The sequence below is a fragment of the Paenibacillus sp. FSL P2-0322 genome (assembly GCF_037975315.1).
Lineage (GTDB): Bacteria > Bacillota > Bacilli > Paenibacillales > Paenibacillaceae > Paenibacillus > Paenibacillus polymyxa_B.
Map to the genome: position 1 here is coordinate 2,144,252 of NZ_CP150243.1, position 14,573 is coordinate 2,158,824.

Below are 14,573 nucleotides of genomic sequence, written 5' to 3' on the forward strand. Positions count from 1 at the left end.
ATTCTGAAAGTATAGAGGTTTATACTAAATATGAAACTAGCAAAATCTAGTCTATCATACCGAAAACATGCGGGGGAAATATCACAACTTTGTTACCTCTGTGTTGCTTTTACAGATACCGATGAAGAGGTCGGGAAGTAACCGATCTCGACGGCATGCTGGATCATGTTCCGAATAAAGTTAAGGTCGGTTGCCGGGCATTGAACGCCAGCTTGTTCCAGCAGAGCTGCGGTTACAGAGCATCCGTAACGGTAAGCTGAATCCTTGGCTCCGTCACCTTCCAGTTGTCCCATAGCAAGGTGAAGTGCATCCTCCTGAATGCCGGAAGACGGATTCAGCAGCCAAGCGCTGTAATCGTCAAAAGGCAGGGTTTCTACTGCGTAACCGAGTTGGTTTACCATAGCGATCAGTTCATCATATGGCAGTGGGTTCGGATTGCAGATATGGAAAATGCGGTTTGCGCTTTTTTGATGAACGGACAGCTCTACGATAGCACGGCTGGCGTAATCAATCGGTGTGAAGTCCGTATGCCAATCGGCTTGTGGCGCTTTGCCCAGCAGCAGCATCGCCTTCATCATGCGATAATAAGCATTGCTGTCGATATTTCGCTGGAAGCGTCCGTTGGCCGAATGGGCTGTCAAATTACCCGCGCGATAGATCGAGACAGGCGTACCCGCTTGAGCTGCTTGGAACAATAGCTTCTCTGCTGCGAGTTTACTGTTCGTGTACAGGTTGTCCACGTTCAATTCGTCTGGGAAGGCAGAAAGCTCCAATGCCGACTCCCATTTTCCTTCGTTTGCAAGATCCTCCGGTATCCCCATAGTGGAGACATGATGGAACGATACTCCCGGCTTGGCTTGGGCGATTTTCAGCAGTTCCAGTGTACCGGTCACATTCGTGCGATCGAAAGCTGCCGAATCACCAAAATGGCGAACGTCAGCGGCGCTGTGAATGATGCCGTCGATTTGGTGCTCCAGCATATGGCGGTCGACGGAAGAGAGACCAAGATCAGCTTGCTCCAGATCCCCATAGACAGCTTTTACCCGTCCTTCGATCAAGCTGGAGATATCTTGTCCAAAATATCCCATCAATACGGACTGAATACGCTCGATACCGGATGGACCGTCCTGAGAAGGGCGTACCATCGCGTATACTTTGGCTTCTGTCCGTTGAAGCAGGTCATACAGAATGTGCGAGCCCAGATAGCCTGTAGCACCGGTCAACAAGATCACGCGCAAGTCGCGGACTTCAGCTAAGTCAGAAGCACCAGACAACTCAATAGGATGCTCATTCAAGTCCATTTTTTCTTGAGAAATCGCAAGTGGCTTGCGTTGCGGCGTTTGTTCCGTACCTAATTGTTCCACATATTCAGCAAGCTCGCGAACGGTTTTGTAGCGGAAAAAATCTCCGATGCGCAGCGCGCCATAGCGCGGCTTTAGAATAGCCAGCACATGAATGACACGAAGCGAATCGCCCCCAATCAGGAAGAAATCATCGGTAGCGCCAATGTTATTTTTACCAAGCACTTGAGTCCATGCTTCGGCAATAAGTGTTTCGGTTCCTTCTCGGAGAGGTTCCCCGCCAAATGAAAGATCAGACGCTTCCGGAAGTGGTCGCAGGGCCAACTTTTTGCGATCGATCTTGCCAGTTGGTGAAATTGGCATGGCTTCCAGATGAACGACATGGCTTGGTACAAAATAAGAAGGCAGCTTGCCCCCAATATAAGACTGAATAACGTCTTGTGGAATGGATTGTCCATCCGAAGTGGTAAAATAGCCAACTAACATGTTCTGATCTGTGTGATCTTTGACGGCTACTACAGCGACGTCCTGAACACCTGGATGTTTGGAAAAATGGTCTTCAATTTCTCCAATTTCAATCCGATTCCCCCGAATTTTGAGTTGTGAATCCTTGCGGCTTACGTATTCAATCGTACCATCTGGCAGCAGCTTGGCGATATCACCCGAGCGGTACATTTTTTCACCCGGAACAAAAGGATTGTCCACGAATGATTGGGCTGTACGTTCTGGCTGATGGAGATAGCCATGGGCCAATGCAGGAGTAGCAATGCATACTTCACCCGGAATATTGACAGGGCAAAGCTTGTTATCATCGTTAACGATATACACTTTGTAATTGTAAATCGGCTTGCCGATCGGAATATTGACGACATGCTCAGGCACGGCACCACGGACCCGATGGGTCGTCGTCGCTACGGTGCATTCTGTCGGTCCGTATACGTTTACGATGTCGGTATCTGTACCGAATTTGCTTTGGAACGCTCGAACTTGTGAGCCGTACAGCGCTTCGCCTGCCACAGTAACAATCCGTACCTTAGCGAGTTTGCGATAGCCTTCGTCTGACAAGTACGTAGATAGCTGATTAAAGAATACGGTCGGCAAAATAGTAATAATCGTCGTGCCTGTACGTGCAATGGCTTCAGCGAATTCTTCAACAGATACACGTTCTTCGGAAGACAGCAAGTACAATTTTGCACCGTAAAACAAGGCTCCAATTGTATCCCAAACGGATGCATCGAAGCTGTAGGTCGCAAATTGGGTCAATACATCCTGAGGTGTAATGTCGCAATCGCGTTGCACGACAGCTCCTAGGTTAACGACACCACGGTGAGCGATCAGGGCACCTTTCGGTTTGCCTGTAGAGCCGGATGTATAGATGACATAAGCTAGATCATCCGGACTTACATTAACGTTCGGATTGCTTGCAGCATAGCCTGCCAGTGGCCCGTTAATCGCTAAAATTTCTTTTACCGTCTCAATCGAACCGCACAGTTCAGTCGCTTGTTCCATGAGTGCGGAAGTTGTTAAGACAAAAGGAGAACGCGTGTCTTCGACAATGTAGCTACTCCGGTCAGCGGGGTGGGCGGGATCAACAGGTACATATACGCCTCCGGCTTTCAGGATACCAAGCAGTGAAATGACGGTCTCTAAGCTCCGTTCCATGAAGATAGTCACGAATTCACCTTTGGTAAGACCTTTGGATAACAAGACACGTGCGACTTGGTTAGCACGTTCGTTCAACTCACGGTACGTGTACTCTCCAGTGTGTGAAGCAATAGCCGGACGATCAGGGTATTGTGAAGCCGCCTCCTCAAACATTCCATGAATAGTTTGGTGCTCAGGATATTTCACAACTGTATTATTTAAAGCTTCGTGAGCAGCTCGATCCGCATCCGATAATATATCAATGGAATTCACAAGTGCATGGCTGTTGGTTAGCGCGCCACGCAAAAGGGTTTCAAAGTATTCTGCGTATCGGACAACCGTTGTTTCCAGCAAGAGTGATTGATCATAACGTATCTGTATTTGATAAGCGCCATTGTGTTCACTAACAGCCCAGTCCATAATACGGGATTCTACACCGCTGTCCGTAGGCAGATTTGCCGAAAATGAAGTATCGGCTTGTGGTTCCGCAAGGTATGCATTAGGCTCACGGAGCATCTCCTGAAATAAGCCTGCTAGTTCGTGAAAAGTCGTTTCCTTTTCGACAGTCAGCGAAGCTGTAAGCAGACCGGTTTGCAGCACAAAAGTAGAAAAAGAAACTTCTTCTTCTGCGGATAGGCGATATACCCATGCAGTATATGCTGATAAGAGCAACGCTTGTTTGTCTTCCGCAGTTTTTTGCTGATTTAATTGTTCCGAGATGGACGCTTCTAACTCTACTTGATAAGTAGAGGATGTATGCTTGCGTTGTATACGTGCACAATCCAAGGGAACTAGGAATGGGGATGGGGTTGTCTGTGTGCTGTTTTGTAGTAATGAAGCCATTACGCTAACCTCCTGAATGTATGATGTCTTAATATAAATGGTAAATTCAGTAAATGCCTCCGATCCCTTCAAATGCATGAACAGGAGGGAGGCATTACCGAATGATTTACTTATGAAATAAATTTTGGAGTCGATAAATGGTTATTATGATTTGGTACGGTTGGTGTCTGCAATTTTGAAATAAGATGTAATTTCTTGAAGCTCTTCAGACATGGATGTCAATTTATGGGATGAATCAATGATCGAATCTAAAGAAGCTTTTTGTTCCTCCACCGTTCGCACAATGTGAACACTGTTATTGGCTGTTTTGGTTACGGTGGAAGAAAGATCGTCTGCTGTCGCTGTCATTTCCTGTGTACCCGCAGATATTTGCTCAGTAGCACTGGATACTTCTTGGATTTGCCATGCTACATTTTTAGTTGCTTGAAGAATATCATTGAACAGCACGCCTGCTTGTCCGGCAACGACGATTCCGTTTTGAACTTCAACGTTTCCTTGCTCCATTGACTTCACAGCTTGTCCGATTTCACTTTGAATTTCTTCAATCAGGGATGTAATTTGTTTGGTTGCATCCGCAGATTGTTCTGCCAGCTTACGTACTTCACTGGCAACAACGGCAAAGCCTTTACCTTCTTCGCCAACGCGCGCAGCTTCAATAGAAGCGTTCAGAGCGAGCAGGTTGGTTTGACTGGAGATGCCTGAAATGGTACTGATGATATTGCCAATTTCCTGCGAACGACTGTCCAGCAACTTGATGATACGAGAAGTATTGGTTACTGTATCGGTAATCAAGTGCATTTGGGATGATACCTTACCTACAATCTCGTTGCCTTCATTAGAACGTTTCTCTACCGAATTGGCTTCCTCCGCAACATTGGAAGAACTAGTGGCAATATTTTGAATTACCGAAGCCATTTCAGCCATGGCACGTGCACTATCACCTGTTGCTTTTTCCTGCGAACGGATATTCTCCGTGATTTCACTGATGTTTTGATTGATGATGTTGGAATTGATTCCGTTTTGCTCGCAGATTGCGAGTAATTCCTTGGCAGATTCATTGACTTCATCCGTTGTCTGCTTCACTTTGGTCATAATGCTGTTAATATGACTTACCATATTGTTGAAGTTCTGATTCACGAGCCCCAAATCATCATGACCTGCATGAATTTGAACATCCAGATTTCCTCTGCTTACTTCACTGATACCATACATCAGTTGCTTAATCGGGGACAGCGTGCGCTTCACAACCCAATATTGAAGCGCCAGGCAGATCAGTAGGAAAATCACTAAAATGGTAGCGCCGCTAATGAGCAGCTTGGTCAATCCTGCAGGTACGGCACCGGCATCTGCATCAACTGCAAAATATGCAAAGATTTTGCCACTTGGATCTTTAATCGGAGTCATCAAAGTCGTCCATGTACCAAAAGAATCATCGTAGAAGCTGGTGAATGTTGGTTTGCCACTGTCCAGCATACCGGTTACGCCTACTGCTACGACATTGGGTTGCTCGTACATGGAGCCAACGAGCAGCTTATCTTTTTCAAATGCTTCTCTGAGATCCGTTGGCATCGCCACAATAGATGTTAGATTGCCATTTTCGAGCTCCGTCCCGAAAATATAAGCATGAGAGATATTCGGATTCGTCGCCATGATGTTATCTAGATACGCGCGGAGTTTGGTTTGAACGGGTCCATCATAATTTTTCTCTTGAACCGCTTGGGTTACTTCATCGGAATTAATGCCCTGGGCCCACTTCAATGTGATTTTTTCCACTTGCCCATGCAATTGGTCTATCAAAATCGTACGTTGGATCAAATAACTGGACACAATAAGGACTAGCCCAATCAATACGATGTTGAAGAAGGATAATAATAAGTTTTTGGTGAAGAATGATAAGCTACTCCACTTTTTCAAAATGTTCCACTCCCTGGTTGTATTTTTGTATATGGTGTTGAACCGCTTATCGAATGAGATAATCAAGTCCCCCTTACAAACATATTAATCGAGATCATAGACCCTTGAATTTTAAGTAATAGGTCTTAAGTCCTTTTATAGACAAGTATGATATCCCTATATATATGTCGTACGAAAAGCCCTTGAAATGAATACCTTACACAATAAAAAATTAATTTTTAATAGGTAAACGCTGTCTGTGTTTCAGTATATTCCAATTTATACTTCTACTTGAAATTCGACTTCATTACAGTCCATAAGCAACTATTCAACAGAAACCATCATACTTTATAATAGAGTCAAATGCACTTATCAATTTGGGACATTTTTCATATTTGACGTTAAAAATGCTTGATTTAGCGCGGTTTTTGTGAATTGTTTGCGAAATGAGTCCTTATATCCATGTAAAGAGAAGAGGGATAAGAAGAATGTCCAAGCTTACGATTTTAAAGGTTGAGAGTAATCATGAGGATCTGCATAAGTTGATCCAAAGGCTGGATGAGGACTTGCTGGAAAGGTATCCTGCCGACGAAATTTACTTGGTCGATTTTTCCAATCCGAAAGTTAAAAAAATGGTTTTCGCTGTTGTGTATGTGGACGAAAAACCGGTGGCTTGTGGAGGGCTTAGGCCTATAGATGCGGAAGAAATGGAGCTCAAAAGGTTTTATGTCGATTCCTCTTATCGCAGACAAGGAATTGCGGTGAGTCTATTATCTTTTTTGGAAGAGGAAGCCAGCAAACGAGGAGTTGTAAGAATTAAACTGGAGACCGGAGCGGCTCAACCTGAAGCGATTGCTCTCTATACCAAGCGGGGATACGAACCTATTGAACGGTTTGGGGAGTATGAACACGATGAAAACAGCCTTTGTTATGGTAAAAAGCTGTCTCTGTTATTATAAAGCGTTCTCTTATAAAATGGATGATGATCAATACTAGCCTATATAGCGGGAGAGATGATAATGAATTTGAAGCAAAAAGCGGCCGAAAAAGCAGTTGAGGCGATTCAGGACGGCATGAAAGTAGGACTTGGTACAGGCTCGACAGCCTTTTGGGCTATTCAAAAAATCGGTGAGCGTGTAGCACAAGGATTACATATACAGGCTGTAGCTACATCCCAAGCCTCGGAGGATCAGGCCAGGGAGCTGGGAATTCCCATCATTCCGTTTGATCAGATTGGAAGGCTTGACGTTACCATCGACGGTGCAGATGAGGTGAACGAGCAACTGGTACTGGTGAAAGGTGGAGGCGGAGCCCTGCTGAGAGAGAAAATTGTGGAAAGCAATAGCGACCGATTAATCATTATTGTCGATGAGTCCAAGGATGTGAAGGTGCTGGGTGCATTTCCTTTACCCGTTGAGGTCGTACCCTTTGCCAGTGAGTGGACGTTGGAGGCTTTGCGGGGGACGGGCTGTAAAGCAGAATGGCGTATGAAAGACGGCGAGCGCTTCCTTACGGATAATGGTAATTATATTGCCGATTGTCGCTATGGTACGATCGAGAATCCGCAGGAATTGGAAATCCGCTTGAATCAAATTCCGGGTGTAGTCGATAACGGACTGTTCATTAATATGGCGGACCAGGTTATTATCGCACGGGCCAATGGACAGATCGACGTCCGTAACAAGTAATGTCTAGGACCCGCCTGCTTCATCATGTGGCATTGATGTTATTGATTTTATATACAGGGCTTCTATTATATTGGATGTTTCTCGGTTTTGGTCGTACATTACGACCAGGACCCCCGTATTCGTATAATATTGTTCCGTTTGATACGATTAGGCAATACTGGCGGGCAATGGAGTCGTTTCCTTTTCGGGTATGGGGTGTTAATTTGCTCGGTAATATTGGCGTATTTATTCCCTTCGGTATCCTTGTGCCTATCATTTGGGTGTCCATGCGAAGTATAGGCAGTCTGTTGTTAACGATAGTGATCGCACTGGTCATTCTTGAGGTGTCCCAAATGCTGCTGGGCGCAGGTACAATGGATGTAGATGACATCATACTGAATGTTCTGGGAGTATTATGCGGCCGTGTTGCCTACGTATTTGTACGTAAGAAGTTAGGGATAACAACATAATCGTCCCGCTCTCTGGATCAGTGCTTTAAGACTGGCTGAGAGCGGGCTTTTTTTACATAATGAACTGTAACCTTCTCATAATAGACAGTAATTCCTCCATTTATAGGACGTAAGAGCAGGGAAAGGAACGCTTAAACTTGACAAAAGTGCACAATTAAGATATCTTGGAATAAAGATATGAGTAACGGAGGCTGTTAATATGTCTGTAAAACCAGATGATCAGGACTTAGCACTTAATTTGTTCGTTGTTCTGGCTCGTGCTTATAATTCGGTCACGTCCCGTACGAATCGGGACATTCATAGTCATGGATTAAATACAACAGAATTTGGAGTGCTTGATCTGCTGTATTATCGGGGACCACAGCCTTTGCAGAAGATTGGAGAAAAGGTACTAATCTCTAGTGGGAATATTACGTACGTGGTAGATAAACTTCAGAAAAAAAACTTGCTTACCCGTCGTGCATCACAAGATGATCGGCGTGTGATTTATGCAGAATTGACTGATGATGGACGTCATTTCTTTGAGCAAATATTCCCGCAGCATCATCGTGTCATTATGGAGACCGTAGATGGCTTATCTGTGGAAGAGAAAGAGCAGGCTATTCATCTGTTAAAAAAGCTTGGACTAACGGCTGAGGGGCAGAAGAGTAACGGATCATAAATTGTGCATGTGCAGGTTAAATCTGCTTTTAGATAAAATACCGACTTCTCGGTATTTTATTTTTTTGTCGTATTTTGGGGAGTAGGGTTAATGTAGAGACGCAAATCAGGTATAATTGTCTAATAGTCACGTCTGGAACAAATCCCCAGTATCTGTTTCGAATACAATACCTTGTCGGGGAAGGAGCTGTACATGAGTATACAGCAATATACCGCAGGTGAATCGCTATTGATGCAAGCAGGAGCTTTGGCTGAATTAGTTACCCATAAGCAATACGAATTACAGCCCGATCTTTTGCAGCGTTTTGGGGATAACGGTAAAATAAAGACAAAACAGGATTCTATATATAGTTTGAACTATTTAGCTGAAAGTGTAATCATGAACAGCCCTATTTTATTTACACAGTATGTTTCCTGGTTAAAAAAGCTTCTGGAGGGTTTCGGCATAACCCAAGAAGATTTGAGCATCAATTTCAGATTAATCCAGGAGACGTTGGTAGAGCACTTCGATCATACGGATAAAACCATGGTGCTGGAGCATCTGGATTTGGGGATACAGCAAATTGGAAAGAAAGAGGAGTATGCCTCTTTTATTACAGATGATAATCCTTATGCTGCTAACGTGGCTCAATATTTGGAATATTTACTTTCAGGTAATCGCAGACAGGCTTTGGATTGGATCGTCCGTTTGCTGGATGAGGGTATCTCTATTCAACATACGTATAAATATATTTTTCAAATTTCGCAATATGAAATAGGCCGTCTATGGCATGAAGGCAAAATCACCGTCGGTCAAGAGCATTTTTGCACTGCCGCGACTCAATTTATTATTTCCAGCCTGTACCCCAGATGGATGGGAAGTGGAAGTAAGGAACGCTGCCTCGTGGCGGCGTGTGTAGGCAGCGAGCAGCATGAATTTGGTCTGCGTATGCTGGCTGATATATTTGAAATGGATGGTTGGGATACGTATTATTTAGGTGCCAATGTACCTAACCGGAGTCTGCTTCAGGCCATTGTGAGTTACAAGGCGGATGTGGTGGCTATCTCAGCTACCATGGCTTACCATGTCCATCTAGTGAAAGAGTTGATTGCTCTCATTCGGCAAGACCCAACTACTAGCCATGTGAAAATTATGGTCGGAGGCTTGCCTTTTAATCTCGATTCCCACTTGTGGCAGGAAGTAGGGGCGGACGGATACGCACCAGGTGCGGAGGAAGCACTGGAGGTTGCAGGTGACTTACTTTCGCTCAGGAAATAAGGTTAGTTTTGTGAACCTGTTAGTCATTTTGTAAAGGGGGCCTTTTAATATGAAGGAACCGACAGCAGAAATGGCTGTCCTGCGGAAAACGGTCGAACAATTAACGGATGAGATTGTGAAAAGCAAGGCTGAGGAAGAAAAGCTGCTGAATGAATTTTCATCAATGAACAACGAACTGGTCAATCTGCAGCGTCAGCTTGCCAAAAGTAATGCGGAATTAACACGGACGAAGGAAGAAGCCGTACGGGCTAATGACCTAAAGAGCACTTTTCTGGCTGTGGTTAGTCATGAATTCAGAACGCCAATGAATGGAATACTTGGAATGATCGAAATGTTAGGTTCATCCAAACTTTCCCCAGATCAACGGCAGGCCATCGGTGTGATACGTGAGTCAGCCTCTCTGTTGTTGAACATGATTAATAATCTGCTTGATATATCCAAAGTGGAAGCAGGACAGATGGAACTGGAGATCGGAAATGTCAGAGTTCAGGCGATTATGAGTCACGTTGCCCAGTTGTTGGAGCCGCAAATCTATCAGATGGGTAACCGGTTGAGTATAGAGACCGATACCAGTGTGGCAGAGCATCTGGAGGGAGATTCGGCAAGGATCATGCAGATTTTGCTCAATCTGTTGAACAATGCGAATAAATTTACGAGTGAGGGATTGCTCATCGTTCGAACAAAATTAGTGGAGGAAACAAAAGATTCCCAACGTGTTCGGTTTGAGGTGCAGGATTCGGGTATTGGGATTTCACCGGAGGATCAGAATAAGCTGTTTCAGCCCTATGTACAGGCCGGTGAAGGAAGCGCCTCCCAATATGGAGGAACGGGTCTGGGGCTATGGATATGCAGTTCATTTGTGGAACTCATGCAGGGAGAAATTGGGGTCGTCAGTGAAGAAGGCCAAGGCTCTACGTTCTGGTTTGAAATTCCCTTCATGAAAGGATCGGAGCAGGCAGACGAAATGGAGAAGCATGAAACTGGTGATTTGAAGGTGTTTAGCGAGTTGCTGCGTGAGCACAGTCATTCTCAAACTATTTTGGTGGCTGAGGATAATCGGGTAAATCGTCAGGTGGTGCAATTACAGCTTAACCACTTGGGATTCCAGCATATTGATTTTGCTGAGGATGGACAAGCTGCTGTAAGAGCGGCCTCCGAACGATCCTACGCTTGTATTCTAATGGATCATCATATGCCTCTGCTGAATGGTCATGATGCGGCGAAAGCGATCCGCCAGCGGGAAGCAGAAAACCAGCAACCACCTGTGCCAATCATTTCTTTGACCGGAAATGTGTCCGAGGAGGATCAGGCACGGGGCCAGGAGGTTGGAGTGAACGATTACTTGATGAAGCCAGTAACGATTGAAAGGCTCTCTGAAAAGCTTGTCAAATGGCTTCCAAAGCCGGAAACCGAGCCGATTTTGGATGAGGAAGTTATACGTGAAATTATGATGCTGGACGAGGATGGCAGCACGGGACTACTGGAGTCATTGGTCGAAATGTATACTAGTGATACACCTGCTAAAATCAATAGGTTAAGAGAACTGGCTGCTGCGGGCGAAGCCACAAAAGTAGTAGAGGCTGCTCATGAGTTGAAATCAGGCAGCGTGAGTCTGGGTGTCGGGCGTTTGTCCTCGTTGCTGTCCGATATTGAACAGCTTGCACGGGAGAACCGACTTGAGAATGCGAAAGCGAAGTTGTCTGCGCTCCAATCTGTCTATCAAGCAACGTGTTTAGAGCTGGAACGCTATATTCACCAGTGCTAGACAGGTTTCCCCCTTGTTAGACTTGCATACGGAAGGAGGACGTAAGAGACATATATGAAAGAACAGTTACGTTCCATTCACCCGCTGGCCTGGACGATTATTGTCGGTACAATTTTTGGACGGATGGCGACATCCATGAGTATCCCGTTTTTGTCTATTTACCTTACCACCCGTCTAGGGGTGTCCCCCTTTCATACGGGGGTGATCGTATCGGTCAGCTCGTTGGTCGGCATTTTTGCCAGCTTTTACGGTGGATATATTTCAGATCGAATCGGACGGCGAAAGGTGATGCTGGTGTCCATTGCGAGCTGGGCGCTTGTATTCGTTGCTTTTGCGTTGGCGGAAGCGGCCTGGGCCTTTTTTGTCATTAATGCTCTGAATGGACTGTGCAGATCCTTGTTCGAGCCAACCTCACGGGCACTGTTATCAGATGTAACCCCGAAGGAGAAAAGACTGCTTATCTACAATATGAGATATGCAGCCATTAATGTTGGGGTGGTGGCAGGGCCGTTGCTTGGTTTAATGTTAGGATCTGCATCCACGGGGACGCCGTTTATGGTAGCTGCTGGTGTGTACGCATTGTACGGGGTACTGTTGTTGATCCAATTTGCCCGGTATGCATCGGATCTGCATATAGGTACAACGGCGGGAGAGGCTCCACTGCGGATGGGCGAGGCATTCCGTACAGCCAGCCGTGATCCGGTGTTTATGCCGATTTTGCTGGGAACGGTATTTTGTGTGATGGGCTATGCTCATTCCAATTCCACAATGCCTCAATTCTTGTCCTTATCCTTCGCAGAAGGAACCCGATGGTTTACATACATGCTGACGGTCAACGCGGTTTGTGTATTGGCATTTCAATATCCGCTGGTGCGATTGGCAAGTCGATTTTCCCCGGTGAATTCCTTGATTGCAGGGAATATATGTATTGCGGTCAGCCTGTTGCTGTGCGGTATGCTAAACTCAGGCTGGATGTTTATACTGGATATGGTGCTGTTTACGGTTGGTGAAGTGTTATTGTTCACGATGTTGGACGTACTGATTGACCAAATTGCAGATGCTCAATATAAAGGGACCTACTTCGGTACAATCGGCTTTAATAATTTGGGAAGCGTGCTGGCTCCTTTATTTGGTGGCTGGTTGCTGGATATCTATGGTCAAACGGCGCCGCTTGCCGTTTTTGTTCCGGTTGCCCTGTCGGTTGTGATTGGCATTCCGTTTCTTCTGGTCGCACGCCGCCGTCTGGCGCAGCGTACAGCACGGATCGCGGCTCAAGGAGGAGAATCGGTGCAGCAACTGTCATCATAAAAAGGGAGTTGAGTGCAGGATGAAGTCGGAAGAAAATGTGCTACGAATCATACAATATATGAATGATCCGCAGGTACTGCAAGACTTGCGATATGTGCGAGAGCTGAAGTTGCCGCAAGGATGTATTGCCGCAGGCTATGTACGTAACCGGGTTTGGGACAAGCTCCATGGCTATACAACTGCTACACCTTTAAACGATATTGATGTTATTTACTTTGACCCGAAAAATACGCTAGAGGAACGAGATGAGTATCTAGAATTGTCCTTGAACCGTAAGCAGGCTGGACGTAACTGGTCTGTCAAAAATCAGGCTCGGATGCATATTCGCAACGGAGAGGCTCCTTATTCCTCGATAGAGGATGCGATGAGCCGCTGGCCAGAGACGGCAACGGCTGTGGCGGTTAGATTGAATGACAAGGATCAAATAGAGGTCATTTGTCCGCATGGATTGGAAGATCTGCTGGATATGCGGGTACGGCAAAGTCCTTTGTTTCGTCACACAACGGCTTTTCGTCAGCGTGTATTTGAGAAGCAGTGGCTTGATAACTGGCCGTTGCTTATTATGGAGAATTAGAGGTAATCCTAATTTCAGGATATTAAGGAGAGACGACATACAATGTTTAAAAATATAAAAACAGATTCAGATCGTGAGGAGGTTCTGGAGCTGTTAACCTACGCTGTGCTGGATCATCCTGAACGCGGAGAAGCAGCTTTACGTACCTATCAAGCCTCGGATGACTGGAAGCTGTTCGGTGTAGAAGATGAAGGACTTATTGTAGGTATTGTTGGCTTTGAGGAACAGGAGGATGGAACAACCGTAATTCGCCATCTGGCCGTGTTGCCTGAAAACCGTCATAGAGGATATGCCAGAGGCATGCTGCTTACGCTTATCCAGGAGCGTAATCCGAAACGGCTTACTGTGGACACGGATGCGGAGGGGGCAGATTTCTTCCGCAATGTGGGCTTTGCCGTATATGGATCAGAGGATTTGCCGGATGGTGGGCAATTCCATTGTGTATATGAAATAGACGAAGAATAAGCGAATCTCCGGGTCCCGCGTTCCTCTTTCTACATAAGATATGTTATGTAGAAAGAGGGAGGTGGGTTTCATTGGCGTACCACTATACAGCGATTGGAGATTCTTTAACAACAGGTGCGGGGACGTTGCTGAGCGGCGGATTTGTACCTATCTATCGGCGAATGGCAGAAAGACATCTCCGTACGCCAGTCAGTTACGAGAATCTGGGAATTAACGGGCTGACATCGCAGGAGTTGCTGTCAATGGTCCGCAACAATCCGCTTTTTCGATCGGCGCTCAGCCGGGCTGAACTTATAACGGTAACGATCGGCGGGAATGATCTGCGCCCATACATCAGCGCCCTTGCTGGAGATTCCGGCTTGTCGGGTTCCTCCATTCCGCAAGCACTGAATCACACAAAAGAACATGTGCGCCAAATTGTACATGCCCTGTATCAGATAAAGTCCGGTCAGCGTGAGCCATTTATCATCCGAATGGTGGGATTATATAATCCTTTTCCAGGGGTAAGGGAGGCGGGAGTGTATGTGCGCCAGTACAACTCGTTTCTCTACACATTGGGCGGACCCAATTACCGGGTGGCGAACATTTATCCCGCATTTGAGGGCTATGAACGGGCACTACTTTCGTTAGACCGGGTGCATCCGAACAGTCGTGGTTATCGCGTGATTGCAGAAGAGCTGAATCGGCTTGGTTATGCACCGTTACGGTGAGCGTGAGAGGATGCT

Annotated in this window: 12 protein-coding genes; 10 read left to right on the top strand and 2 right to left on the bottom strand. The window is 45.9% G+C overall.

Annotation, left to right across the window (positions count from 1 at the left end; genetic code table 11):
• Positions 1–92 precede the first annotated feature (92 nt).
• Together MKY24_RS09565 and MKY24_RS09570 are read right to left on the bottom strand one after the other, a co-directional pair.
• Positions 93–3,788, bottom strand: coding sequence for an amino acid adenylation domain-containing protein (locus MKY24_RS09565; RefSeq protein WP_339201866.1), 3,696 nt, complete (start codon positions 3,786–3,788; stop codon positions 93–95).
• Positions 3,789–3,932: 144 nt separating this feature from the next.
• On the bottom strand, positions 3,933–5,702 hold the full coding sequence (locus MKY24_RS09570; RefSeq protein WP_023988122.1) for a methyl-accepting chemotaxis protein: 1,770 nt from the start codon (positions 5,700–5,702) through the stop codon (positions 3,933–3,935).
• 467 nt (positions 5,703–6,169) lie between these two features.
• Between MKY24_RS09570 and MKY24_RS09575 the strand changes: the two genes are divergently transcribed.
• The 10 genes from MKY24_RS09575 (at position 6,170) to MKY24_RS09620 (ending at position 14,558) form a co-directional block, all read left to right on the top strand.
• Positions 6,170–6,640 (top strand): GNAT family N-acetyltransferase, encoded by a 471-nt coding sequence (locus tag MKY24_RS09575; RefSeq protein ID WP_028542760.1) that lies wholly within the window; start codon positions 6,170–6,172, stop codon positions 6,638–6,640.
• A 60-nt stretch (positions 6,641–6,700) separates the two neighbouring features.
• Positions 6,701–7,369, top strand: a complete 669-nt coding sequence (gene rpiA / locus MKY24_RS09580; protein ID WP_025718577.1) for a ribose-5-phosphate isomerase RpiA — start codon at positions 6,701–6,703, stop codon at positions 7,367–7,369.
• Positions 7,369–7,818, top strand: a complete 450-nt coding sequence (locus MKY24_RS09585; protein WP_023988125.1) for a VanZ family protein — start codon at positions 7,369–7,371, stop codon at positions 7,816–7,818. The genes rpiA and MKY24_RS09585 overlap by 1 nt, the downstream gene beginning before the upstream one ends.
• Before the next feature lie 199 nt (positions 7,819–8,017).
• On the top strand, positions 8,018–8,479 hold the full coding sequence (locus tag MKY24_RS09590; RefSeq protein ID WP_013309820.1) for a MarR family transcriptional regulator: 462 nt from the start codon (positions 8,018–8,020) through the stop codon (positions 8,477–8,479).
• Positions 8,480–8,671: 192 nt separating this feature from the next.
• A complete protein-coding gene (locus tag MKY24_RS09595; protein WP_316243564.1) occupies positions 8,672–9,736 on the top strand; it encodes a cobalamin-dependent protein in 1,065 nt (354 codons plus the stop codon).
• 49 nt (positions 9,737–9,785) lie between these two features.
• Complete coding sequence (locus MKY24_RS09600; protein WP_028542758.1) at positions 9,786–11,501, top strand: ATP-binding protein; 1,716 nt, start codon at positions 9,786–9,788, stop codon at positions 11,499–11,501.
• 54 nt (positions 11,502–11,555) lie between these two features.
• Positions 11,556–12,809, top strand: coding sequence for an MFS transporter (locus tag MKY24_RS09605; protein WP_028542757.1), 1,254 nt, complete (start codon positions 11,556–11,558; stop codon positions 12,807–12,809).
• Between the two features lie 19 nt (positions 12,810–12,828).
• Positions 12,829–13,383 carry a nucleotidyltransferase family protein gene (locus tag MKY24_RS09610; RefSeq protein WP_023988129.1) on the top strand — a complete coding sequence of 185 codons (555 nt, stop codon included), beginning with the start codon at positions 12,829–12,831 and terminating at the stop codon, positions 13,381–13,383.
• A gap of 42 nt (positions 13,384–13,425) precedes the next feature.
• Positions 13,426–13,848 (top strand): GNAT family N-acetyltransferase, encoded by a 423-nt coding sequence (locus MKY24_RS09615; protein ID WP_023988130.1) that lies wholly within the window; start codon positions 13,426–13,428, stop codon positions 13,846–13,848.
• A 71-nt stretch (positions 13,849–13,919) separates the two neighbouring features.
• Entirely contained in the window at positions 13,920–14,558 is a 639-nt protein-coding gene (locus MKY24_RS09620; protein ID WP_023988131.1) for a GDSL-type esterase/lipase family protein, read from the top strand.
• Positions 14,559–14,573: the final 15 nt, after the last annotated feature.

Excerpts from the sequence above, each read along its gene's own strand:
- MKY24_RS09565 (WP_339201866.1), bottom strand. The coding sequence starts at position 3,788 with ATGGCTTCATTACTACAAAACAGCACACAGACAACCCCATCCCCATTC.
- MKY24_RS09575 (WP_028542760.1), top strand. The coding sequence starts at position 6,170 with ATGTCCAAGCTTACGATTTTAAAGGTTGAGAGTAATCATGAGGATCTG.
- rpiA (WP_025718577.1), top strand. The coding sequence starts at position 6,701 with ATGAATTTGAAGCAAAAAGCGGCCGAAAAAGCAGTTGAGGCGATTCAG.
- MKY24_RS09585 (WP_023988125.1), top strand. The coding sequence starts at position 7,369 with ATGTCTAGGACCCGCCTGCTTCATCATGTGGCATTGATGTTATTGATT.
- MKY24_RS09590 (WP_013309820.1), top strand. The coding sequence starts at position 8,018 with ATGTCTGTAAAACCAGATGATCAGGACTTAGCACTTAATTTGTTCGTT.
- MKY24_RS09595 (WP_316243564.1), top strand. The coding sequence starts at position 8,672 with ATGAGTATACAGCAATATACCGCAGGTGAATCGCTATTGATGCAAGCA.
- MKY24_RS09600 (WP_028542758.1), top strand. The coding sequence starts at position 9,786 with ATGAAGGAACCGACAGCAGAAATGGCTGTCCTGCGGAAAACGGTCGAA.
- MKY24_RS09605 (WP_028542757.1), top strand. The coding sequence starts at position 11,556 with ATGAAAGAACAGTTACGTTCCATTCACCCGCTGGCCTGGACGATTATT.
- MKY24_RS09610 (WP_023988129.1), top strand. The coding sequence starts at position 12,829 with ATGAAGTCGGAAGAAAATGTGCTACGAATCATACAATATATGAATGAT.
- MKY24_RS09615 (WP_023988130.1), top strand. The coding sequence starts at position 13,426 with ATGTTTAAAAATATAAAAACAGATTCAGATCGTGAGGAGGTTCTGGAG.